This window comes from Billgrantia hypersalina, assembly GCF_052584175.1.
Genome location: NZ_JBMIQI010000012.1, coordinates 287,328 through 310,590 on the forward strand (window position 1 = coordinate 287,328; position 23,263 = coordinate 310,590).

General features: G+C 66.8%; 20 protein-coding genes. 7 read left to right on the forward strand and 13 right to left on the reverse strand.

Features of this window, described 5'->3' with window-relative positions; translation table 11 throughout:
• Positions 1–102: 102 nt before the first annotated feature.
• On the reverse strand, positions 103–2,448 hold the full coding sequence (gene recD, locus ACOJCM_RS12240) for an exodeoxyribonuclease V subunit alpha (protein WP_445212325.1): 2,346 nt from the start codon (positions 2,446–2,448) through the stop codon (positions 103–105).
• Entirely contained in the window at positions 2,445–6,215 is a 3,771-nt protein-coding gene (gene recB / locus ACOJCM_RS12245; protein WP_445212326.1) for an exodeoxyribonuclease V subunit beta, read from the reverse strand. Before recB ends, recD begins: the two co-directional genes overlap by 4 nt.
• A 192-nt stretch (positions 6,216–6,407) precedes the next feature.
• Here recB and ACOJCM_RS12250 point away from each other — a divergent pair, with 192 nt between their 5' ends.
• Complete coding sequence (locus tag ACOJCM_RS12250) at positions 6,408–6,875, forward strand: hypothetical protein (protein ID WP_445212327.1); 468 nt, start codon at positions 6,408–6,410, stop codon at positions 6,873–6,875.
• On the forward strand, positions 6,872–7,423 hold the full coding sequence (locus tag ACOJCM_RS12255) for a sterol desaturase family protein (RefSeq protein WP_445212328.1): 552 nt from the start codon (positions 6,872–6,874) through the stop codon (positions 7,421–7,423). The genes ACOJCM_RS12250 and ACOJCM_RS12255 overlap by 4 nt, the downstream gene beginning before the upstream one ends.
• Here ACOJCM_RS12255 and crtB read toward each other — a convergent pair.
• From crtB to fni, 5 genes are read right to left on the reverse strand one after another with little or no spacing between them, the layout of a single operon-like run.
• Entirely contained in the window at positions 7,362–8,297 is a 936-nt protein-coding gene (gene crtB, locus ACOJCM_RS12260; RefSeq protein WP_445212329.1) for a 15-cis-phytoene synthase CrtB, read from the reverse strand. The genes ACOJCM_RS12255 and crtB overlap by 62 nt on opposite strands.
• Complete coding sequence (locus ACOJCM_RS12265) at positions 8,294–9,781, reverse strand: phytoene desaturase (RefSeq protein ID WP_445212330.1); 1,488 nt, start codon at positions 9,779–9,781, stop codon at positions 8,294–8,296. Before ACOJCM_RS12265 ends, crtB begins: the two co-directional genes overlap by 4 nt.
• Positions 9,778–11,010, reverse strand: a complete 1,233-nt coding sequence (gene crtY / locus ACOJCM_RS12270) for a lycopene beta-cyclase CrtY (protein WP_445212331.1) — start codon at positions 11,008–11,010, stop codon at positions 9,778–9,780. The genes ACOJCM_RS12265 and crtY overlap by 4 nt, the downstream gene beginning before the upstream one ends.
• The gene (locus ACOJCM_RS12275) at positions 11,007–12,266 is read right to left on the reverse strand and encodes a glycosyltransferase (protein WP_445212332.1); all 1,260 of its coding nucleotides are present in this window, start codon (positions 12,264–12,266) and stop codon (positions 11,007–11,009) included. Before ACOJCM_RS12275 ends, crtY begins: the two co-directional genes overlap by 4 nt.
• Before the next feature lies 1 nt (position 12,267).
• Positions 12,268–13,314, reverse strand: a complete 1,047-nt coding sequence (gene fni / locus ACOJCM_RS12280) for a type 2 isopentenyl-diphosphate Delta-isomerase (RefSeq protein WP_445212333.1) — start codon at positions 13,312–13,314, stop codon at positions 12,268–12,270.
• 193 nt (positions 13,315–13,507) lie between these two features.
• On the opposite strand from fni, the gene ACOJCM_RS12285 reads away from it, so the two are divergent.
• Positions 13,508–14,416: a polyprenyl synthetase family protein gene (locus ACOJCM_RS12285; RefSeq protein ID WP_445212334.1), complete on the forward strand. Its 909-nt coding sequence runs from the start codon at positions 13,508–13,510 to the stop codon at positions 14,414–14,416.
• Positions 14,417–14,423: 7 nt separating this feature from the next.
• On the opposite strand, the gene recC is transcribed toward ACOJCM_RS12285, so the two are convergent.
• Positions 14,424–18,014, reverse strand: coding sequence for an exodeoxyribonuclease V subunit gamma (gene recC / locus ACOJCM_RS12290; RefSeq protein ID WP_445212335.1), 3,591 nt, complete (start codon positions 18,012–18,014; stop codon positions 14,424–14,426).
• Between the two features lie 142 nt (positions 18,015–18,156).
• Between recC and ACOJCM_RS12295 the strand changes: the two genes are divergently transcribed.
• Together ACOJCM_RS12295 and ACOJCM_RS12300 are read left to right on the forward strand one after the other, a co-directional pair.
• Complete coding sequence (locus tag ACOJCM_RS12295) at positions 18,157–18,558, forward strand: antitoxin Xre-like helix-turn-helix domain-containing protein (protein WP_445212336.1); 402 nt, start codon at positions 18,157–18,159, stop codon at positions 18,556–18,558.
• A 2-nt stretch (positions 18,559–18,560) separates the two neighbouring features.
• Entirely contained in the window at positions 18,561–19,244 is a 684-nt protein-coding gene (locus ACOJCM_RS12300; protein ID WP_445212337.1) for an RES family NAD+ phosphorylase, read from the forward strand.
• A 110-nt stretch (positions 19,245–19,354) separates the two neighbouring features.
• On the opposite strand, the gene ACOJCM_RS12305 is transcribed toward ACOJCM_RS12300, so the two are convergent.
• On the reverse strand, positions 19,355–19,426 hold the full coding sequence (locus ACOJCM_RS12305) for an EF-hand domain-containing protein (protein ID WP_445212465.1): 72 nt from the start codon (positions 19,424–19,426) through the stop codon (positions 19,355–19,357).
• A gap of 85 nt (positions 19,427–19,511) precedes the next feature.
• On the opposite strand from ACOJCM_RS12305, the gene ACOJCM_RS12310 reads away from it, so the two are divergent.
• Both ACOJCM_RS12310 and ACOJCM_RS12315 read left to right on the forward strand, forming a co-directional pair.
• Entirely contained in the window at positions 19,512–19,655 is a 144-nt protein-coding gene (locus ACOJCM_RS12310) for a hypothetical protein (RefSeq protein WP_445212338.1), read from the forward strand.
• Between the two features lie 58 nt (positions 19,656–19,713).
• On the forward strand, positions 19,714–20,328 hold the full coding sequence (locus ACOJCM_RS12315) for a flavin reductase family protein (RefSeq protein ID WP_445212339.1): 615 nt from the start codon (positions 19,714–19,716) through the stop codon (positions 20,326–20,328).
• 20 nt (positions 20,329–20,348) lie between these two features.
• On the opposite strand, the gene ACOJCM_RS12320 is transcribed toward ACOJCM_RS12315, so the two are convergent.
• The 4 genes from ACOJCM_RS12320 to ACOJCM_RS12335 all read right to left on the reverse strand — a co-directional run bounded on the left by ACOJCM_RS12320 (position 20,349) and on the right by ACOJCM_RS12335 (position 23,179).
• Positions 20,349–20,888, reverse strand: coding sequence for a helix-turn-helix transcriptional regulator (locus tag ACOJCM_RS12320; protein ID WP_445212340.1), 540 nt, complete (start codon positions 20,886–20,888; stop codon positions 20,349–20,351).
• A 203-nt stretch (positions 20,889–21,091) separates the two neighbouring features.
• Complete coding sequence (locus ACOJCM_RS12325; protein WP_445212341.1) at positions 21,092–21,373, reverse strand: hypothetical protein; 282 nt, start codon at positions 21,371–21,373, stop codon at positions 21,092–21,094.
• Positions 21,374–21,564: 191 nt separating this feature from the next.
• Entirely contained in the window at positions 21,565–22,143 is a 579-nt protein-coding gene (locus ACOJCM_RS12330; RefSeq protein WP_445212342.1) for an SHOCT domain-containing protein, read from the reverse strand.
• 97 nt (positions 22,144–22,240) lie between these two features.
• The gene (locus tag ACOJCM_RS12335; RefSeq protein WP_445212343.1) at positions 22,241–23,179 is read right to left on the reverse strand and encodes a siderophore-interacting protein; all 939 of its coding nucleotides are present in this window, start codon (positions 23,177–23,179) and stop codon (positions 22,241–22,243) included.
• Positions 23,180–23,263: the final 84 nt, after the last annotated feature.

A 23,263-nucleotide genomic window follows, 5' to 3' on the forward strand; every position in this document is an offset into this window, starting at 1 on the left:
GCTTCGAGTCTGTTGAACGCATTATATGGTGAAAGCTAATGGCATTGCGTCGCCCGCTCTTGGCCGAAAGCCGACATCACAAATGCTGTGATGTCCGCTTCTCTACAACCTCCCCAACCCACTCACCCTGACCACCTCCCTCGTCACCGCTTCATCCAGCATCCCCCGGCCCGTCTCCACCAGTGTCAGCCAATGCTTGGCGCGAGTTATGCCGGTGTAGACCAGTTCCTGGGTAAGGATGGGGTTGGGGGCGTCGGGGAGCAGCAGGGCGGTGTGGGTGAATTCCGAGCCCTGGGATTTGTGTACCGTCATGGCGAATACGGTTTCCACCGCCTGCAGGCGGCTGGGCAGCACCCACTTGATGTCGCCGCTGCCGTCGCTGGCGGGGAACGCAACGCGCAGCAGGGTGCGGCCGGGTTGCTCCGTTGCGCTGCGGGCTTCGGGTACGGCAAGGGTGATGCCGATATCGCCGTTCATCAGCCCCAGGGAGTAGTCGTTGCGGGTAACGAGCACCGGGCGGCCTTCGAACCAGCCCTGTTCCAGCTCCAGGTCGCTGGCCTTGAGCCAGCCGGCGCGGCGTAGTGCCCGGCCGATACGTGGGTTTAGCCCTGTAATGCCCCAGGGACCTTTTCGCAGTGCGCACAGCAACTGAAAGTGGCCGTGGGCGTCGAGTACCTGGCGGGCCCAGGCGTCATAGGGTTGGCGCGCCTCGCCTTCGCCGAAATATGTTTGAGCGGGGCGATTGGTCTGCATCTCTTCCAGGTAGTGGGCGTAGCCGACCGGGGCTTCGATGGTCTCACCGCGGCGGTCGTGGCGGCCTTCGCCGCCATTGGTGAAAGCGGCCGGGTTGCCGTTCACCACCAGGCGATCCAGCGCCGGGTCGTCGGCGTCCGCCAGGGCGAGGCGGGCGATGTCGGCGTAACCCTGCTGGAAGATAGCGCGTACCGCTCGCTTCTTCTCCTTGTGTGTTTCTTTCTCCTCCGGGCTGTTGCCGAGCGGGCGGTTGACGGCTTCGGCAAGCTGGCCGATGCCGCTACTGGCGTCGAAGCGGTGGCTCACCCGCAGCATGGCGATGGCCTGGTCCAGCGGCTGGCCGTTGGCGTCCTTGTACGGTTCGGGAATCGGCGAGCCGGTCACGGCTTCCAGCCACTCGGCGGTGGCGGGCGTGTAGTGGCCGCCTTCGGCGCGCTGGCACAGGTCGCCGAGTACGGCGCCGGCCTCCACCGAGGCGAGCTGGTCCTTGTCGCCGAGCAGGATCAGTCGCGCCCGGGGCGGCAGGGCGGTGTGCACGGCGGCCATCATCTCGATATCGACCATGGAGGCTTCGTCGATCACCAGGGTGTCCAGCGCCAGCGGGTTGCCGGCGTGGTGGCGGAAGTGACGGGTATCCGGCCGTGAGCCCAGCAGCCTATGCAGCGTGGTGACTTCTGTGGGGATGCTGTCGCGCAGGGTTGAGATATCCACACCCTGTTGGCCCACGGCGCTGGCCAGCTCCACCAACGAGAGGCCCTGCACCTGCTTGGCGATGGATTCGTTGAGCCGTGCCGCGGCCTTGCCGGTGGGGGCGGCCAGGCGAATGCGCAGCGGGCGCGGGGCGGCGGAGCCAGGTTGTGTGGTTTCGCCCAGGGCCAGCGCCTGCAGCAGGGCGAGTAGCTTGACCACGGTAGTAGTCTTGCCGGTGCCGGGGCCGCCGGTGATGACGGCGAAGCGCGAGCGGCTGGCCAGGGCACAGGCGGCCTGCTGCCAGTCGAGCTCATGGCTTTCGGGGAAGAGTGCCGCCAGGGCGCGGGCCAAGGTGGCGGTATCGGTTGCTGCCTCGGTAGGGGCAGTCAGTCGGCTGCCGATCAGCCCGCGTATGTCTTGCTCGTACTGCCAGTAGCGGCGCAGGTAGAGCCGCACGCTGCCGTCGCGTTCGCTGCGTACCAGCGGGGTATTGCCCGGAAGTTGAGTAGAGCTTGATTCGTCAGCCGGGGCGTGGCCGTTCGCCACCAGGGCGAGGTGATTCAGGGCGTCGCGCCAGGTGGCGAGTTCCAGCCCTGCCAGCAGGTCGCTGGGCAGCGGCGGCGGGTCGCTCAGGTCGTCACCTTCCGGCGGCAGCGAGAGCGCCAGGTCGGGGGCGGCCAGGGTCTGGGCGAGGTCCAGGCACACGTGGCCGCGGCCGAGCTGGTGGCTGGCGAGTGCGGCGGCCAGCAGCAGCAGGGGAGGGGCGTCGCTCACCTCACGCTGGAAAAAGCCGGCCAGCGCCCGGTCCAGCGCGCGCAGCCAGCCGCGTTCCACCCAGCGGTCGAGCAGGGCGAACAGCGCTTGGGTGTCGTGAAGCGCGGCCTGGGGCGGTTCCGACCTGGCGGGTTCGCGCTTGCCGGCTTCGCTACTGGCGCCTGATTCCTCAGCGAGATCGGCGAACAGATCCGGGGTGGCGTCGTCGTGATTCTTGCTGCGCCTGCTCATGCCGGGGCCTCCGTCGAGGTGCGGTTGCCAGCTGCTTGGGGGTTGCCCTGAAACAGCGCGTCCATCGCTTCGATCAGCTCACGCGAAGGGCGCTCGGCGTGCACGCCGCGGCTCTCGGCACTCGCGCCCCTGAGAAAGACGGTGAGCGAGCCGCCGATGTGCCGGTCGTAATCGTAGCCCGGCAGGCGCGCCTTCAGCAGCCGGTGCAGGGCCAGCAGGTAGAGCGCGTACTGCAGGTCGTAGCGCTTATCGGCCACGGCCTGGCGCATGGCATCCGAACTGTAGGCGGCGTCGTCCGGCCCCAGGTGGTTCGATTTCCAGTCGGCCACGTAGTAGCGCCCCTCATGCTCGAACACCAGGTCGATGAAGCCCTTGAGCATGCCGTTGAGGGTATCGGCATCCAACGCGGGGCGGGGCAGGCTGGTGCCTGGGCTCGTGAGTGTGTAAGCACTTACGAGGGCGTCCAGCCGGCGGGTGTCGACCTGGCGCGAGGCGAACCAGAACTCCATCTCCACCTGGTAGCTCGTCAGCGCTTCGAGCCGCAAGCTGCCCGCGCCATCGGGCAGCGGCAGTGGAGCGGCGAGCAGGGTGCCGAACCAGGCGTGCAGGGTAGGCAGCCACGGCTGCCAGCCGCGCACCTGGCAGCGCCGGGCCAGGGTCTCCTCGCGCAGGGCCGGGTCGCGGGCCACGCGGATGAAGCCGAGTTCCCCCGCCCACTCGAGAATGCCGTGCAGGAACGTGCCGGGCCCGGGCCCGCGGGGAAACCGGTGCAAGGAAGGTAGCGGTTCGCTCTGGCCGCTGTCGTGCGGCTCTTCGATCACCTCCAGCGCAGTGGCCTCCATGGCGGTGGCGGGCTCGGGAAGGCTGCCGCTTCGCTGCGCTTCGCTATCCTGCGGGTTAGGGGGTAAGTCAGTCCTTACTGGGGCGCTCGCTGCATCGACGGTTACGGTCTCGCCGGAGAGGCGCAACGCCGAGTAACTGGCGATCCACCAGTGCTCCCGGGCGGGGCGTGCGGGCGTACGCGCTTCGCCCAAGGCGTCGTCTCGCTCGCTCCGGCTGACGATCTGGGCGTGGGCGGGCGGCGCGGGGGCGATCTCGATGGCGGCGCAGTCGCCCTTCAGCCGCTTGAGCGCTTCACTGAAGCCGGTGGGGCCGAGTAGGTCGCCGTTGGCCAGCAGTTGGCCGATGGCGCTGCCTTCGCCGCCCTTGAGCGGTGCCATGCCGAGCCAGGTGGCATGGCGCGCGCGGGTCAGTGCCACGTAGAGCTTGCGCAGGTCCTCGCCCAGGCGCTCGCGGTCGACGGTGGCGAGCGTCTCCTCGTCGGCCTCCAGGCTGATGCGCAGCCGGCCCTCGGCGTCGTGCCAGCGCAGCGGCGAGTCGTCCTTCTTCGTCGGGCGGTGGCTGCAGATGAAAGGCAGGAACACCAGCGGGTACTCCAGCCCCTTGGATTTGTGGATGGTGATGACCTGCACCAGGTCGGCATCGCTCTCCAGGCGCAGCTTGTGGGTATCGCCCTGGGCTTCGGGGTGGGCGATGGATTCGGCGAGAAAGCGGATCAGCGCGTGTTCGCCGTCGAGCTCCTGGCTGGCGTGCTGTAGTAACTCCCCAAGGTGTAATAAATCCGTTAGGAAGCGCTCACCTTCGCTTGCGGGCCCGCTTGCCAGCAGCCTCTGCGCCACGTCGAAGTCGTGGAGAATACTGCGCACCAGCGGCAGCACGCCCTGGCGCTGCCATAGCCGGTGATAGTCGCGGAACTGCATCACGCGGCCTTCCCAGGCCAGTTCGTCTTCGTTGAGGTGGTCGAGCGTGGCGATATCCAGCCCCAGCACCGGGGTGGCCAGCGCGGTGCGCAGCAGCCGGTCGTCGTCGGGTGCCGCGCAGGCGCGCAGCCAGGCGTCGAGCTGGGGGGCGACCGGCGAGGCGAACACCTTGTCCTTGTCGGAGAGGTAGACGCTCTTCACCCCGCGCCGGGCCAGCGCCTGGCGGATCGCCCGCGCCTCGCCCAGGCCGTTGACCAGCACCGCCATATCGGAGGGCTTGAGCGGCTGCAGTTCGCCTTGCTCGCTCTGAAAACCGGCACTCCCGCGCTGGCCCTCGTTGAGCAGTTCGACCATGTACGAGGCGCAGCGCTCGGCCATCTCGCCGTGGTAGGCGGTCTTCGAGAGCGGTTCGTCGCAGTCGAGCTGCCACAGGGTCATGGCGGGTAGCGGCTGGCCGTGGCGGGTGAGAGAGTCCTTGCGTCCTTTGGCGCCGACGGGAATGAAAGGAACCGGGTCCCCTTCGGGCGACTTGAACAGGAAGGCGCCGGGCGGATGCGCCTCGGCGAATTCGAAGCAGCGGTTCACCGACTCGACCATCTCGCTGCTGGAGCGGAAGTTGGTGCCCAGGGTGACGTGGCGGCCTTCGGTGTCGCGGCGGGCGCGCAGATAGGTGTGGATGTCGGCGCCGCGGAAGGCGTAGATCGCCTGCTTGGGGTCACCGATCAGGAACACGCCGCACTCTGGGCGGTTCTCGCGGATGCGGTACACGCAGTCGAAGATGCGGTACTGCACCGGGTCGGTGTCCTGGAATTCGTCGACCAGGGCGACCGGGAACTGGCGGCGGATCTGTGTACCCAGCGCCTCGCAGTTGGGGCCGGCCAGCGCCCGGTCGAGGTGCGTGAGCAGCTCGTTGGGGCCCATCTCGGCGCGGCGTTCCTGTTCGCGATCGAGCCGCGCGCGGCACCAGTGCACGGCGTGGGTGAGCAGGTCGGCGTAGGGATCGGGCAGGGCGTTGAGCTCTTCCTGCAGCTTTTCCAGCGCGGCCAGGGCCGGGTGGTCCGGCGGCTCGCCCTTGAGCCAGATCTCGGCCATGCCCTGGGGCGTCAGGCGCTTCCAGGCGGCCTCGGTCAGGCCGGGCCAGGCGGCATCATTTTGGCACCACTCGCGCAGCGCGCCGAGCCAGTTGGCGCGGCTACGGGCATTGAAGCTCTGGCCCTTGAAGGCCTTCTGCTGGGCGGCTTCCTCGAACAGCGCTTCGCACTCGTTCACCCACTTGGGCCACGGCGCCTTGAGCTGGGCCAGGCGCTCGGCGGTCTCGCGGCTGGCGTTGGCAACCGTCTCGGCGGGGGGCGGGGCGTTCTTGTTTAGCGCCTCGGCTTCAGGCATCAGCCCTCGCACCGCCTGGTGCAGCTGTTCGGGCGTGCTCCAGTGGCGTACCACGCTGGCCAGTTCGTCGGTGTTCAAGGGGTAGTAGAAGCTGCGCCAGTAGTCGCGCACCACCTCGAGCTCCAGTTCGGTCTGGTCGGTTTCCAGATCGAGCGAGAACAGGCTGCCGCTGTCGAAGGCGTGCTCGCGCAGCATGCGGTAGCACCAGCTGTGGATGGTGGAGACGGCGGCTTCGTCCATCCATTCGGCGGCGAGCTGCAGGCGTCGGGCGCAGGCGGGCCAGGTGGCAGAGTCATATTGGTCGCGCAACTGAAGAAGCAGGTCGTCGCCCTCGGCACCTTCCGCCGGTTGCAGAAAAACAGCCGCAGCTTCCACCAGCCGTGTGCGGATGCGCTCGCGCAGCTCCTGGGTGGCGGCGTTGGTAAAGGTGACGACGAGGATCTCGGGCGGCGTCAGCGGGCGCTCGAAGGCGGCGTCGTCGGCCTCCGAACGGGCGCCGAGCACCAGGCGCACGTAGAGCAGGGCGATGGTGAAGGTCTTGCCCGTGCCTGCGCTGGCCTCGATCAGGCGGCTGCCGTGCAGGGGAAATGCCAATGGATCGAGCTGCGTGACCTCGCTCATGCTTGTTCCCCTGTTGGTTATGCCCTTTTCGTGCCAAGTTACCCTACGCTGAAGGGTATGTTGCCGCAAAACGTCGAGGCGATAAATGCAGGCACTCCGGCCGGCATGACGAGATCGTTATCCGTACAGCGCCAAGTGGCATGCGCTGGGTTACCATGAAGCTGTAGCTGCCCCCTTGATGAGGAAGCGTCGATGAAACTCCTGACCATGCTGCTTCTGGTGCTGTTCAGCGTTGGCGTACAGGCCAAGTCGGAAGGGGAACGGGTAAGAGCCTGGACCCTGGAGGATCAGTTCGGTGATGCCGTGATGATCGCACCCGAGACTCGTTTGCTGCTGGTGGCCAGCAGCCGCAAGGCGGCCGATGTGGTGAACGAGGCACTGGAGGGACTACCGGAGGGCTTCCTCGAGTCGCACCTGGCGCTGTACGTGGCGGATGTCTCGCGAATGCCCAAGATGATCACGCGCATGGTGATGGTGCCCGCGATGCGCTCGGCCTCCTACAGTGTCCTGCTCGATTACGATAGCAAGGTGGCGCCGGCGCATCTCGGCCAGGGCGACGAGGTGTTGTGGCTTGGCCTGGAGGGGTTGGTGGTCGAGGATCGGCGCACTTTCGATGCGCCCGAGGCGTTGCGCGAGGCCCTGGAGGGGCTGTCGCGATGAGCGTGATCGCCCCAGTCCTGATCGTGTTGCTCACCGTGGTCGGCATGGAGCTGTTTGCCTGGTTTGCGCACAAGTACATCATGCACGGCTGGGGGTGGGGGTGGCACCGATCGCATCATGAACCGCCTGACTCCCCAGAGCGTCGCGGCTGGTTCGAGAAGAACGATCTCTACGCCGTGGTGTTTGCCAGCATTGCGATCGTCCTGATCGCGCTGGGTACAGCGGGCAGGTATCCGCTGCAGTGGATCGGGGCGGGCATGACCGCTTACGGCTTCCTCTATTTTGTTGCACACGATGGACTGGTGCATCAGCGCTGGCCGTTTCGCTACGTGCCGCGCCGCGGCTATCTCAAGCGGCTCTACCAGGCCCACCTGATGCACCATGCCGTGCGTGGCCGCGAGGGCTGCGTGTCGTTCGGCTTCCTTTTCGCGCCTCCGGTGTCCCGGCTCAAGCGCCAGTTGCGCGAGCGGCATGGCGGTCCACTGGCTAGAGAGGACGCTGCCACAGCGATTCCGGACGCGGAGCGGGCGTCTCGTCGCGAGACGTGACGGCCATCCTCGCGCCTTGGGCCAGTAGCCGAAGCTTCTCTGCCTTGCCGGTCGATATCCGCCTGTCCCAGGCGTGAGCGCCGCGGTTCTTCACCTTGATGCCGATCTCCCGGTACACGCCATGGGCCGTGGCGATCGCCCAGGCCGAGCGCAGCGTAAGGGCCGGCAGCCCGCCCTGTGCGGAGTCGTAATAGGGTTCGGCGGCATCGACCAGGCGCGCCGCCAGCCTCGCCAGGGCGGGGCGGTGTTCCGCGGCGGCGACCTCATCTTCGGGTATGCCGGCATCGCGCAGCCACTCGGCGGGCAGGTAGCAGCGGTTCATCCTGGCATCCTCCACGATGTCGCGGGCCATGTTGGTCAACTGGAAGGCCAGGCCCAGGTCGCAGGCACGATCCAGGACCGTCTCCTCTTCTACTCCCATGATGTGCGCCATCATGATTCCCACGACACCGGCCACGCCGTAGCAGTAGCGCAGGGTGTCGTCGAAGTCGGCGTACCGCGTTCCGTCAACGTCCATGGCGAAGCCCGCCAGGTGCTCCAGGGGGTAGCGCTCGGGGATGGCGTGGCGTTGTATCACTTCCTGAAAGGCGGCGAAGGCCGGTTCGGCCATGGGTTCGCCGGTGTAGGCACGGCGGGTCAGGTCGCGCAGCTCCTCGAGGCGCCGACGGCCCTCCATGCCTTGGGGGGCGTCGCCGGGCTCGCCGGCAAATCCCAGCGTCTGGCCATCCACCCTGTCGTCGCAATAGCGGCACCAGGCGTAGAGCATCACGGCACTGCGGCGGGTGTCGGCGTCGAACAGCCGTGCAGCGGTCGCGAAGCTCTTCGAGCCGGCCTGGATGGTCCGGTCGGCGTGAGCGACGAGTGCTTCGTTCATGTCCGCTCCAGCATCAGGCCGGCCGTCGCCTTGGCCGACCCGATCACCCCCGGCACGCCGGCACCGGGATGCGTACCGGCGCCCACCAGGTAGAGGTTCGCGATTCGGGCGTCGCGGTTGTGCGGGCGGAACCAGGCGCTCTGGGTGAGGATTGGCTCCAGCGAGAAGGCGGAACCGAGGTGGGCGTTGAGTTCGTCTCGGAAATCCTCGGGCGTGAAGTGACGACAGGTGACCATATGCTCGCGCAGCCCCGGGATGTGGTGACGTTCCAGGTACTCGAGAATGCGGTCGCGATAGCGGGGGCCTTCACGCGCCCAGTCGATGGGCGCATTGCCCAGGTGTGGAACGGGCGCGAGGACGTAGTGGGCGCTTCCGCCGGGCGGGGCGAGCGTGGGATCGGTGACGCAGGGAGCGTGCAGATAGAGCGAGAAATCGTCGGCCAGGGTCTCGGCATGAAAGATCTCGTCGATCAACTCGCGATAGCGCGGGCCGAAGCATACGGTGTGGTGCGCCAGCCCGGGCGGCGGTGGCGTATCCAGGCCGAAGTAGATCACGAACAGCGACATGCTGAAGCGCTTGCCTGAGAGCCGCCTGGCCTCGCTGATGCCCCGTGGGTGGGCGCGCAGCAGGTGCCCATAGGTGTGCATCACGTCGGCATTCGAGGCCAAGGCATCGGTCTCGAAGCGGCGGCCGTCGGCAAGATGCGCGGCCGTCACTCGTTCCTGTTCGACCTCGATACGATCCACGCTGGCGTTGAGCTCGAGCGTGCCGCCAAGCTCCTCGAACAGCGTCACCATTCCCTGTACCAGCGCGCCGGTGCCACCGCGCGGGAACCATACCCCCCATTCGCGTTCCAGCGCATGGATCAGGGTGTAGATCGATGAGGTGGCGAAGGGATTGCCGCCCACCAGCAGTGAATGAAAGGAGAGGGCCTGGCGCAGGTGGTCGTCCCGAACGAAGCGCGACACCATGGTGTAGACGCTCTTCCAGGCCTGCAGCCGGGCGAGCTGTGGCCCGGCGCGGGCCATGTCGCGAAAGCTCAGGAACGGCACGGCGCCCAGCTTGCGATATCCCGCCTCGAATACCGCTCGCGAATAGCTCAGGAAACGGCGGTAGCCCTCCACGTCGGCGGGATTGCGCTGGGCGATCTGCCGTTCGAGTTCGGCCTGGTCGTTGAGGTAGTCGAAAGCCGGTCCGTTCTCCCAGCACAGGCGATAGAACGGCGAGACCGGCAGCAGCTCGACGTAGTCGGCCATGCGGCGACCGGTCAGGGCGAACAGCTCCTCGAGCGCGGTGGGGTCGGTGATGACCGTGGGGCCGGCGTCGAAGGTGAAGCCCTTGTCTTGGTAGACGTAGGCGCGCCCGCCAGGCTTGTCGCGTTTCTCCAGCAGGGTGGTGCGATAGCCGCCGGCCTGCAGACGGATGGCGAGCGCCAGGCCACCGAAACCGGCTCCGATGATGACGGCGCGAGGAGAATCAGTCATTTGCCTGTCCTGATCTGATGAGGGGAGCCGAGCCGCGCGGCACGCAGGGCTTCGCCCAGGGGTACCGGCGGCTTGCCGGTGACGATGCGCAGCTTGTCCAGGGCGGTCAGCCGCCCGGCGTAGAAGCGTTGTATAAGCGGCTCCGGCAGGCCGTAGAAGCGTTGCATGACCCGCCAGCGCTGCTCGGGGCGGCCGGCCAGGAACAGCATGCGATTGAGCAGGCGAAAATAGCCCTGGCGCCGCCACTCGCCGAGCGCCTCGCGTCGAATGGCATCGAACAGCGCCGGCGCGCTCAGGTCGTCGAGGCGGGCGATGCGCTCGGCCAGGCGCACGGCATGAGGCAGCGAATAGCCGGTGGTGGGATGGAACAGCCCGGCGCGCAGGCCGCTGCGCGGCTGTGAATCGGCCTCGCGCCAGAAGGCAGCGAAGTCCCCGGCCAGCGTAATGGGCAGCACGCCATTCTCCTCGCGCAGCATCGCCTGCACCTGCCAGCCGCTGGCGTGGGCATAGTCGGCGATGTTGTCGCGAAGATGCTGCGGTTCGAGCCGCCCCATGTCGACCCGGTCGCTGTTGGCCCAGTCGCTGTTGGCCCGGTCGCTGTTGACCCGGTCGCTGTTGACATAGTGCGTGTCTTCGATCAGCAGCGTGTCCTGGGTGAAGGGCAGCACATAGACGAAGCGATACCCCTCGCTTTGGGCGACCGTGGCATCCATCAGGATGGGGCCGCTCAGACCATGGGGACGCGCCAGCCTCAGCTCCTGGCCGAGAAAAGCCTGACAGCCCAGCGCCAGGTGCGGGCTCGTCGCCACGCCGCGCCCATCGACCACCGCGCCGGCATGCAGGGTTCGGCCATCCTCCAGCTGCACCTGGGTGGGGTCGAGCTGCGCCGCACGGACGCCGACCCTCAGGTCGCTGCCGAGCGTATCGCGCAGTACCGAGGCGAAGTCTTTCGAGAACAGGCTGGCGTAGCCGCTCTGCAGGGTGCGCCTGCGCTGGGGGAAACGCACCTCATGCTGCGGCCAGCGGCATCCTACCAGCGGGCCGACCCAGTCCCACTGTGCGGGCGTGAGGTCGCTGTCGTGGAACGACCAGGTATGGTTGCCGCCCGGCGCGGCTTCCTGCTCGAGGACGAGCACGTCGAGTTCGGGGCGGACCTGTTTGAGGCGAAGCGCAATCAAGCCATTGGCCAGGCCGCCCCCCACCAGGATCAGGTCATGGCGAGCCTTCATGGCCGCAGGGCCTCCTCGACGATATCCGCCGCGCGAGGTGTGCCTCCCGCGGCTTCGACTTCCCCGCCCAGGCGGGCCAGGGCGGTGGCGAAGCCTGAACCCTCGAGCAATTTCACAAGCTTGGCTCTCATTGGGCGAGGGCCCTCGAATCGTGGCGAGGCGCGCAGCCCCACGCCGGCATGCTGGACGCGCGTGGCGACACCAGGCTGGTCGAAGGCGAGGGGCAGCACCAGCATCGGTGTGCGCGTGACCAGGGCATCCATCACCGTGTTGAGCCCGCCATGGGTGATGACCGCGTCGGCGCGGGACAGCATGGCACGCTGCGCAAAGAAGCTCGTCACCCGGGTCGCTCCCTCCCGCCAGAGCACCTCTTCCTGCCAGCGTTCAAGGCCGCCGCAATGCGCCACCAGCAGCTGGACGTCCAACGGCGCGCAGGCGCGCACGATGCGTCGGAACAGCGCAAAACGGTGGCCTTGCAGCGTTCCCAGCGAGGCGAAGACCACGGGCTTGTCGGGGGACAGCCTGGGCGCCGGCTCCCTGTGGGAGGGCGTTGCGGGACGCAGTGGGCCGACGTGGTGAAAATGCGCGGGCAGGGCACGTCGGGGAAGCTCGAAGCCCGCGACCGTCTGGCTGATCTGGGCGTAGGGCGAGAGGCATTCGTGAAGCCCGCTGCGCGGGGAGAGCCCCAGTCTCGCGGCATGCCGGGCCACGGTTCGGCGATGCTTCGCCATGAGCAGGTCGTAGGTCCGCTCGCTGCCAGCATAGACTCGCTCGTGCTTCTCGCTGCGGCCATAGGTAAACGGCATCACCGGCAGCGGCAGGCCGGGCTCGCGATTGACCGGCAGGGCGCAGGCAACCGAGACGAAGCGCCGTCCGCTGGCCTCGGCCACCAGGCCGCCGGCCGCTTCCATCTGGTCGCAGAGCAGGGCATCGATGCCGAGCGTGTCAAGCGCGCGGGGTAGCTCGCGGCACAGCATGTCGGTGGCACGGCTCATGTCGGCGATCAGGCGGTGCAGATCCAGCGGCCCGCCCGGTTGGGCCGCCAGGCGAAGGGTACGTGCCAGGGCGCCAGGTGGATGGCTGGTGCGGCCCACGGCGTGGAAGGAAACCTGAGGGGAGTCGAGCCAACGGGCGGCCTCCGGCTGGTGCAGAAAGGTGACGCAGTGGCCACGCCCGACGAGCGCATCCGCCAGTGCCTGCAGGGCGCGAAAGTGGCTGGGAAAGGGCGGTGCGACGACACCGAAATGATGGGCCATGTCAGGACGGCAGTTCGTCAAGCGGTGACAGGGGGGCGCGGCGCAGCTCAGCGAGGCTGGCGCTGCCGGTGCAGAAGCAGGCGATACGCAACTGCTCGATGACGACCTGGAAATGTTCGATGACGGCATCGGTCGACTGCGTGGCGCTCTGCAGCACCGCGGCGGCCTGCGCTACCAGATCCGCCCCCAGGCGAATCGACTTGGCGACCTCCACGCCGTTGCGAATACCGCCGGAAGCGATCAGCGGCGTATCCGGCAAGGCCCGGCGCACGCTCACCAATGCCTCGGCCGTGGGTATACCCCAATCGGCGAAAGCCATCGCCACCTGTCGCGAGCTCGCGTTCTTGGCACGCTCGCCCTCTACCCTGGCCCAGCTGGTGCCGCCGGCCCCCGCCACGTCGATGGCTGCCACGCCGGCCGCCACCAGTGACTGGGCCACCGGCGCCGATATGCCGGCACCGACCTCCTTCGCCACCACCGGTACGTCGAGTGCCACGACCAACCTTTCGATAGCCCGGAGCACGCCGCTCCAGTCACTGTCGCCGCCGGCCTGAACGGCTTCCTGCAGTGGGTTGAGATGCACGATCAGCGCATCGGCGCCGATCATCTCCACCGCGCGCCTGGCCCAGTCGATCCCCTGGGGCTCGAGCAGTTGCGATGCGCCGATGTTGCCGAGCAGCGGCGCGCTGGGGGCGAAGCGCCGCAGGTCGCGCGTCAGACCATGGTCGGCGCCGGACTGCAGGGCGACGCGCTGCGAGCCGACTCCCAAGGCAATCCCCAGGGCTTCGGCCGCTTCCGCGAGGTGATGGTTGATCGCCGCTGCCCGGGTGGCGCCGCCGGTCATGGAGCTGATCAGCAGCGGGGCGCGAAGCGGTTTGCCGAACCACGACGTACCGAGATCGATGGCCTCCAGGTTCATTTCCGGCAGGGCGCAGTGGTGAAAGCGATAGCGCGACAGGCCGGTCGTTACCGGGGCGGCGTTAGGCTCCATGCCCAGCACGATGTTCAAGTGATCGTTCTTGCGGTGGATCAGGTCATCGTCGGCCATGATGAACTCCTGGGAAGGAGAGAAAGTTGCCGAACCAAAGCTTCTGCCGGCGTTAGGGACTATAGTGCTAGGATATAGGCCTTGTGCAATTCTTGTATAAGATCCTAGTCTAATAGCGCGACGCGTCAACCAGCGGTACCCGTGCCCGTAACCTATAGCTCGTCTTGGCTGGCGCTTGAAGGAGAGATGCGCGATGAACCTACCCGTGCCACGAATCGACGGCGTTTCCCACGCTCCCGACGAATTCGACGAGCTGCGTGAACGCCTTGTCATGCGGCTGGAGGAGCTGTTGTCCTTGGCGGAGGATGAAGAGGAGCCGGTGGGGCTCGCCATGCGGGCGTGCCTGCTCTCGCCGGGAAAGCGCATCAGGCCCATGCTGCTGGTGCTGGCCGGGCAGGGCCTGGGTAGCGACGCTACGACGCTGTTCGACCTGGGGTGCGCCACGGAAATGGTCCACGGCGCTTCGTTGATCCTCGACGACCTGCCCTGCATGGACAACGCCCAGCTGCGTCGGGGCCAGCCCACGGTCCACCGCCAGTTCGGTGAGGACGTGGCGGTGCTCGCCGCCGTGGCGCTGCTGACCGAGGCCTTCCGCCTGGTAGCCTCGACGCCGAGCGTACCGACCCAGGCGCGTGCTCAGCTAGTCGCCAGGCTGGCCGAGGCGTCGGGCATGAAAGGGTTGGTGAAAGGGCAGTATCGTGACCTGCACGCCGACTCCCGCAGGCCTTCGGCGCAGGCCGTGGCGACCACCAACGCGCTCAAGACGGGTTCGCTGTTCGAAGCCGCCATGCTCATGGCCGCCGTCGTCGGCGGGGCGGACGAACTTGCCACGGCGCAGTTGAGCCGTTTTGCCCAGGCGCTGGGCCAGGCCTTTCAACACTACGATGACCTTATCGACGAGAGCGACTGCACTGGCAAGGATGCCGGCCAGGATCGAGGCAAGGCAACACTGGTTGCCCTGCTCGGAGCGGAGACGGTGCGACAGCAGCTCGGCAACCAACTGGAACAGGCCGAGCGGCATCTGGCGGCGGTCTTCCGGCCAGACCAGCCTATCCGCCGTTACGTTCAGGCGCTTTCCGTACGGCTTATGCGTAACACCTGATGGGACCTCAGGATCGTTTCCCCTTCACTGCTTGATGCACCGGGGCGAGCAGCCGGTCGGTGAGTTCGGCGAAGCCGTAGGCGTCGTGGCGGGCTTCATACAGCGCAGTGAAGCTCGGCCAGCGGTGGGCCAGGTAGGGGTTGCGGCCCGCTTCGCCGGCGTTGAAGTCGTCGCCGTGATAGGTGCTGGCGGCGGCGCGCCAGGCGTCGCTGTCTCGGACGGTCTCGGGTGGGTGTTGTGAAGAGCCCAACTTGCTCAACCAGACGAAGGCGGTGTCGCAGGCCAGCGGCAGCGGTGCCTGCATGCCGGCCTGCCACGTCTTGATGATATCGCGCAGGTGCACACGGGCCGCTTCCGGGTCGAGCGGCGGCAGGGTGACGTGGCCCGCCTTGGAGAGCAGCCGGGTGGTCATGGGGACGCCATCCAGATGCCCGGCCAGGTGCGCGACCCAGTGGCGCAGGAGGTGCGACCAGCGGTACTTGCCCTTCTTTACCAGGCTGCTGCTGGTAAGCACCAGGCGGCAGCGCTCGCCTGACTCGCTCTCGCGCAGTTCGTCGAGCCAATCTTCCAAGGGCGGCGCGCCGGGCACGCTGAGCTGCACCGGCTGGGGCTCCTCGATCTGTCGCGGCCACTGCTCCAGCGCTTCCTCGTAGGCCTCGAACAGTTCTTCCATCGGCTCGGTGAGCTGTTCGCGCATGCGCTCGCCGAAGGCACCCATGGCCAGCACGCCCTGGCCTTGCAGGCGGTCGAGGGTGCCGAGCAGGGCGGGCAGGCGGTCATGACCTTCATCGACGGCGCGGCGCTGCTCGCGGATCAGCAGGTCCTGCAGCTGCCAATTGGCCAGGCCGTCCAGGGCGAAGGGTTCGTGGTCGAGGCTGACGATGTCCTCGCGCTCGAGGAACACCTTGAGGCGGGTGGTGAAGAAGGCCCGCGCCGGGTCACGCAGGAAGTTGCCCAGTTGAACCAATGTCAGCGGTGTGTCCTGCGTAAAAGCCTCGAGCTCGAGCGGCGCTGCTTCTGCCTTCGCTTCGCCATGCACCTCTCGCCACTCGTGGGCATAGGTGAAGAGTCGCCGCGAAGCCACGTCTCGCTCGGCCTGCTGTGCGGCGGTGGGAAAGTAGGTGCGGCTGAACGGTTGCAGCGGATGCTCGGTGGTGAGGGCGTCGAGCAGGTTGCTGCCGTCGCTCGTTTGCCAGCCCGCCTGGAGATGATCGCGTAGTTGACCCACCAGCACCGAGGGCGGCTTTTCGGTGTTGTCGACGATGCTGCGACCCACCCAGCTCACGTAGAGCTGCTGCCGGGCGGAGAGCAGCGCTTCGAGGAAGAGGTAGCGGTCGTCCTCGCGGCGCGAGCGGTCGCCGGGTCGGTAGTCGCCGTTCATCAGGTCGAAGTCCATCGGCGGGTGGCTGCGCGGGTAGCCGCCGTCGTTCATGCCCAGCAGGCAAACGCGCTTGAAGGGGATGGCGCGCATCGGCATCAGAGTAGCGAAGTTTACCGCACCGGCCAGGAAGCGCTGCGACAGGCTCGGCTCGTCGATCTGGGCCAGCCAGTGCTCGCGCACCACCGAGAGCGGCAGTTCGCGAAAAAGACCGGCCTCCTCGGCGCTCTCCTGCCACGCCTGCAGCGTCTGTTCGAGCTGGGCCAGCATCAGGCTGTCTTCGGGCGTATCGGCGGCGAAGCTCGCTTCCAGCAGGGCGCGCAGGCGCTGCACCCAGCCGGCCACGTCGGTGGGCTCGCGCAGGCTGCGCCACTGTGCTTCCAGCGTTTCCAGCAGCGCGGCCAGGGGGCCGGCCAGCGCCGCCTCCAGCCCGCCGATATCGTCGAAGGGCTCGATGCCCTGCCACGGGCCGCTGGCGGCATCGCCCACGGCGTAGCCCAGCAGCAGCCGACGCAGGCCGAAGGCCCAGGTGTTCTGCTCCATGCCGGCCGGCAGGTCGAGGCTGCCGCGCTGGCCGGCGTTGAGCCCCCAGCGGATACCGGCGCCCTCGATCCAGCGGCGCAGGGTCGGGACGTCGTTTTCCTGGATGCTGAAGCGTGCGCGCACAGCGGGGACGTCGAGCAGGTCGAGCAGGTCGCTTACCGATAGACGCAGTTCCGGCAGGCGCAGCAGCTTCTCCAGCGCGATCAACAGCGGCTGGCGGTGGCGGCTGCCCTGGTCGGAGATTGTGAAGGGGATGTGGCGCGGGTCGTCGCGTTCCCGTTGCCCGAATACCGCCTGCACGTGCGGCGCGTAGTGGTCGATGTCCGGCACCATCACAATGATGTCGCGGGGCCTGAGGTTGGGGTCGGCGCTGAAGGCGGCGAGCAACTGGTCGTGCAGGATCTCCACCTCGCGCTGGGGGCTGTGGGCGGCATGGAAGACGATGGAGTCGTCGCGGCGCGGATCCACCGCCGGCCAGGTGTCGCGGGTCTCGTGCAGCGGACGCAGCTCGCGGATGTCGTCCTGCAGCTGTTGCAACAGCTTGCCGTTGCCCTCGCGCACGAAGGGCTCGAACAGGTCGATGCGCAGCGAGTCGGCGGCGAACAGGCGCTCGTACTGCTGGGCGTCATCGTGCTCGTCGAGCAAGCGCAGGTAGTCGCGGCCCTGCTTGCCCCAGGCGGCGAGCAGCGGCTGGGCGTGCAGGTGCAGGCTTTCCGCTCCTTCCCCACTGGCGTCGCCAACGCCGAGTACGTCGAGCCGGGCGGGCATGCCTTGCTTGCGCTGCTGGCGGTAGCGCTGGGCACGGAGCAGGTCCTTGTGCTCGATGATATCGGCCCAGTAGTGCTGGCAGGGGTTGTGCACGCACAGCACCACCTGGCTGCAGCGGGCCACGGCGGCCAGCGCCTCGAGCGCCTGCTGCGGCAACGACGAGATGCCGAACACCATCACCCGGCGCGGCAGGCCGGCGGGGCGGTTGTCGCAGTCGAGCTGGCGCGCCGCCTCGAGGAAACGCCGATGCACCATGGCGCGGCTGGAGGCCACGCCATCGTCGCCGACGTCCTCGATCAGTGCACGCCACAGGGCGGGCTGCCAGCGCTGGGTGTCGTCGAGAGGGCGCGCTTCGCCGCGGGCAGTGATCAGCACGTCCTCGCCGCGTGCCCAGGCCTCGAGCCAGTCGGCGCGGTAGACCTGGTACTGGTCGAGCAGGTCGGCCAGGCGCTCGGCGAGCTGATGGTGCTTTCGCAGATCGTTGTCGCCTTCGAGGAAGCGGCGCAGCGGGGCGAACTCGTCGCGCGGCATCAGTTCCGGCAGCAGGCGCAGCAGCCGCCAGATCAGGTGCGACTTGTCGAAGGGCGAGGTGGCCGGCACCGCGTTGGGGTCGCCTTCCACGTGGTTGAGCACCGCGCGGTAGGCCTGCCACAGGAAGCGCGCCGGCAACGTGACATCCAGCGCGGCGGCGATGCCGCTGCCGCCGTCGGCCTCGTCGGCGGCCAGCGCCAGCTTCATCCACTGGCCGATGCCGTTGCTCTGCACCAGGATCGTCTCGTTCTCCAGCGGGCTGAGCGGATGGCGCTTCATCCACTCCACCGCCACGCTGCGCAGGTCTTCCAGGCGGTTGCCGTGAACGACCATGAAGCCGGGGGTGAGGGCATTCTCCTGGAGGGAGGCGAACGGCATGGCGGAGCTTCCTGCTTAGGGCAAGGCTTCATGGTGCCGTAAAACGGTAGGCGGTTAAACGCGTCGATTAGAGGGTAATTCGCATGTGAATAAAGATTGTCATATAATCCATATGCGAATACTCATTTTTGGGTGCCATGCCATGAACGCCGAACCGCTTCTCGAACGTCCCGATACGGCCAGCCCTGAAGCCGGTCGCGTGGCGTTGAAGTTCTTCTTCAACGTCATGGCGTTGTGGGGCTGCACTCCGGCCCAGCAGCGTATCCTGCTGGGCGGTATCGGCAACACCACCTATCACAAGTACAAGAAGATCCCCCAGGTACGCTTGCCGCATGACACCCTGGAGCGCATCTCCTATCTCATGGGCATCCACAAGGCGCTGCGCATTCTTTTCAGCAGCAGCCCCGACAAGGCCTACGAATGGGTGCATAAAGTGAACGACGCACCGCCGTTCAACGGCCAGTCGGCCCTCGACTACATGCTGCACGGGCGCGTCGTTGACCTGGCAGATACCCGGCGCTATCTGGACGGCGTGCGGGGGTGAGCGTGGCGGGGACCTGCCTTCCCGAGTGGCGCAACGCCTTTCGTATCATCAACAGCGCTTATCCACCCATCGCCGTGTTTGAGGACACCCTGGACGCGGATGACCTGGAATACGCCTTCGCCATCGAGGCGATGACCAACGACAGGTTGCTCGAAGAGGCCGGCCAATTGAACCGGGTGCCGACCCATGATCGGATTGCAGGCCCAGGCTCATCTCCCATCATGGCGGCTTTTACCCATATCGGGCGGCCATCACGATTCACCGACGGCAGCTATGGGGTCTACTACTGCGCCAGCACGCTGGAGGCGGCTATCGCCGAGACCCGCTTTCACATGGCCGAGTATCTGACGGCGACTCGCGAGGGCAGCGTTGAAGTCACCATGCGGACCTATATCAACACGATTATCCAGCCACTGCATGACGTGCGTGAGGGCCACCCCGAGCTGCACGATCCGGATCCGGCCACTTATCCCAGAGGACAAATAGTTGCCTCACATCTCCGGGGGGAAGGGGCGTGGGGGATTCTCTATAACAGCGTAAGAATGCCGGGTCATGAGTGCGCGGCGGTACTACGCCCACCGGCACTGAGCATCCCCGTCCAGGGCCCACATCTTCGCTATGTGTGGGATGGCAAGGCGCAGGCCGTTACCCATGTTCTGGAAGTCATCGAGCATCGAATGAAATAAGTGGATGGGTTCGCTCCGGTCCCGTGAGCCAGGAATAGAAAAAGGGAGCGCTGGGCTCCCTCTATGTTCGGTACGCGTTCGTACCTACAGAACTGCGTCACACTGACTGATCAGCGCGGACGGAAGTGGAACTCCTGACGGGAGATCCTGCCATCGTGGTTGCGATCCATTAGCACGAAGATTTCCGGTAGCGGACCCGCTTGGGCTTCCTGGCGGGAGACATCGCCATCGCCATCCGGTCTGCCCGCTGCGGCCGCCGCCGCCCGGGTGGGCTACGAGAGCCCTTCGCAGTTCAGCCGCGAGTTCAAGCGCTTCTTCGGCCGGCCTCCCGGCGAGGAGGTACGTGAAATGAAAGCCACGCTGGCTTTGCTGCCGCCGACACAGGCGGCGGGCCTGGCGCTGACGCATTGAGCGATGCCGCGACCGGTGTAGGATGGAAGGCCTTCACCGAATGCAACAAGGGCTGGCCATGAGCGACTACCGAGTGGAAGAGGCACCGCTGAGCAGCGGGGCCATCTATCGCCTGTTCTGCGGCACGATCTGCCCGCGCCCCATCGCCTGGGTGTCGACCCGGGATCGAGACGGCAACACCAACCTGGCGCCGTTCTCCTTCTTCAACGTGGTCAGCGTGGCGCCGCCGGTGCTGGGCTTCTCGCCGCTGCTCAACGGCGAAGGCCGGCCCAAGGACACCATCCGCAACCTGGAGCAGGTGCCGGAGTGCGTGGTGCACATCAGCGGCGAAGCGCTGGTTGAGGCGATGAATGTCACTAGTGCCAGCCTGCCGGCGGGAGAGGACGAGTTCGCCCTGGCGGGGCTGGAGAAGGTCGCCATGCCGGGGCTGTCGGTGCCGCGTGTGGCAGCGGCCCCGGTGGCCTTCGGTTGTCGGCTGCGGGAGATCGTGCGCTTCGGCGACCAACCCATGTCGGGCTGCCTGGTGCTGGCGGAAGTGGTGTCGATCCATATCGACGATGCGATCTGGAACGGGCGTCACGTGAGCGTCGAGGCGCTCAAGCCCATCGGGCGCATGGCGGGCAGCGACTACGCCCGCACCAGCGACCTGTTCGGCTTGGAAAGGCCGGCGTGAGAGGACGGCCTCGCAGCGCCTCAGCCTTCGGGCTCGTCGGCGTAAAAGCGCCGCCAACTCTGCGGGGTCATGCCCAGCCGCCGGTGAAAGTGGCGGGTGAAGTGCGATTGATCGTAGAAGCCGCATTCGTGGGCAATGCGGGAAAGCGGCGCATCGCTGGCCAGCATCATGTCACAAGCGCGGGCCAGGCGACGGCGTGTCACGTAGGCCAGCGGCGGCTCACCGAAGGTCAGCTTGAAGGCATGGGAGAAATGGCTGAGGCTGAGGCGTGCTTCGAAGGCCATTTCCTTGACGTGAATCGTGGCGTCAAGGTGAGAGTTGACGAAGGCGATGACACGCTTGATCTGCCAGCCCATGAGCCCGCCATGGAGACCCGCCACCGGTTCGGGATTGACAGTGGCCTGGGTCAGCAGGCGCAGGGCCTGGGCCAGGTTGGCGCGGGCCGATTCCTGATCCAAGGTCAGGGCGGCCTCGGCCTCGTCGAGTAGTTGGATAAGCCGTGCGCGAACCTCGGGCAGGAGGCACGGCGTTCCAGGCACCATGGTCGAAAGCGGCGTCATCGCATCGCCCCCGAAAAGTGTGACATCCTGGGCGTGAGTCATGTCGCTCAGAGGCTTGGTTCGCCAGTAGGCGAGCCGTTAAAAATGTAGGCCAGCATGGTCGAGCCTGGCCTACTAACAAGATAGTGGGTGGAATGAATTCTTTCTCTTCAATCGGCAAAACGACCTAGGGGCTCGCGCCGGGCCGGGTTGAGGCTGAGCGATCAGTTGGGTTGATAGTAGTACTCCTGGCGGCTGAGAAAATCGTCGCGGTTACGATCGAGTCCAACGAATGAATCGGTCAATGCCGCTCCGACGGTTTCGGCTCGAGACAATCGGCCGTCTTGATCGGCATCGAGCTGTTCGTAGCTGCGCTTGATCAGCGGAGCCTCGTGGCCGCTGCTGTAGGTGATCAAAGGCTTGCTTATGGGGTCGGGGCGGTCGGCAAGCGCCGCGCCGGGGATGACGCTCAGCGCTAGCAAGAGCGCAAGCACGCGAAGTTTCATGTTGCTACCTCCTGTCATGTGTCGGATGAGGTGATCGAGTCGGCATGCCGAACTCGTCGACTTCATGATCGGAGGTAACGTCGGGCAAGGCTTGCCCAGACGTGCGGTGCTTTGCACGTTTCTGCTGCGTTGCATGGCGGAACGTGGACACCAGGAGCGTAGAGGTACAACCTCAGGACCGGTACCGGCCGTTAACTCGACGGCTGCCGATCGGTATCGATTAGCGGCAGGCTCGCAAGGTCGATATCGCCATGCTGGCTGGTCACTGTAAAGCGGCTCTGGTTTCCCTGCTGCTGGGCAAAGCCACTGATTCGGTGGTCCAGGGTGTCATAGACGCGGATGGCATCGGCGGTCTGCACGACGAGGCGCCGCGCCTGGGCAAAATAGGCATAGCGCAAGCCGTCCTGTGCGCCGGTCGCGTTGGGGGCGCCGAACTCCGCCGGCCACCAGGCAGGGTTCTCTTCCGCGACGAGCCAAGCCGGTTGCCGGGCAATTATCCCACTCGCATTCTCACCCATTTTCTCTCCGATTTCGTGGCACAACGCATCCACGCGAGCCTTCAAGGCATGGTTGAGAGAGTCGCTCAGCATCAGCATGCCGCCCTGCATCCATTGGCCGGGGCCACCGAACTCGGGGTGCGAAAACATCGCCATCTGCCCGTTACCGTCGGCCACGGCCGCTACCATGTGGGCGATGGCGTCGCGGCTGAAATCGTGACGCTCGGCGAGCGCATCGACGATGGCGGTTCCTTGGGGGCTGAGCGAGGGCATGGCGCGAGTCTCTTTCTGGGGCCAATGCGCTAAGCCTAGTCGAAGCCTCATGGAAAGGCGGCCCGATTCAAGGCAGGCGGGGCCGCAAGACAGGCCGTCATCCCAGCACCTTTCCCTCGCGCCAGTAGCCCATGCTGCTGACGTAGCGCTTGGGCAGGCCGCATTCGTTGACCAGGTAGCGGCGGATGCCGAGTGCTACCTTGGATTCCGCAGCGATCCAGGCATAGAAGGGGGCGCCGTCGTTGGCTTCCGCCGCTTCCCAGAGAAGCTGGTCGTCACCCGGCTCGTCTTGAGCGCAGGCGCCGGCTTCGTCACCACCGGGCCGGCCACCCAGGTGCTCGACCTCGCTGCGCAGGTCGACATCGCGTATGGCGCGCAGCAGTCGCTCGCCATGGCCGCAGCCGGGCGTCGCGTCTCGCGGTAGCCAACTGACTCGGGCCTGAGCCGGGAGCGCCTGGGCATCGTCGCCCCGCGGCACCTCGATGAGCGCATCCACCTGCGGGCGATCGGCACGTGCGGCGAGTTCCTCGAGGATGCCGGCCGCCGCCGGCAGGGCGGTTTCATCGGCGATGACGAGGATGCGTTTCACGCCTCGCGGCGGCTTCCACTCGTAGCCCACCCCGGCGTTCGGGACGTCACGGCTCGGGGCGGTCATGGCCAGCCGGTCACCCGGCTGGGCGCGCATGGCCCAGCGCGAGGCGGGACCCTCATCGCCGTGCAGCACGAACTCGACGTCGACTTCGCCCTGTTCCGCACGCAGCGCGCGAATGGTATAGGTGCGCATCGGCGGTCGCTGATGGTCGGGCAGACCACGATAGGCGGCGTACCAGTCGTCGGGCGTGCGGCTGGCGCAATCGAACAGGGCGTCGAGACTGCCCGGCGCGGTGGGAAAGAACAGCTTGATACGCTGGTCCGGTGCGTAGGTCGTCATGCGCGCCACATCGGGCCCGGTGAAGGTGAACCGGGCCAGCGAGGGGCTGACCCGGGTTCGGCGAGAAAGGGTGATATCGAATAGATGGTAGCTCTGCTTGGCCATGGCGCTGTGACTCCCGTGCGATGACGGCAGGCTACCATTTTTTGATAATAGTTCTCAATGCTATCTCGTTGGGCGTCCTGTCGG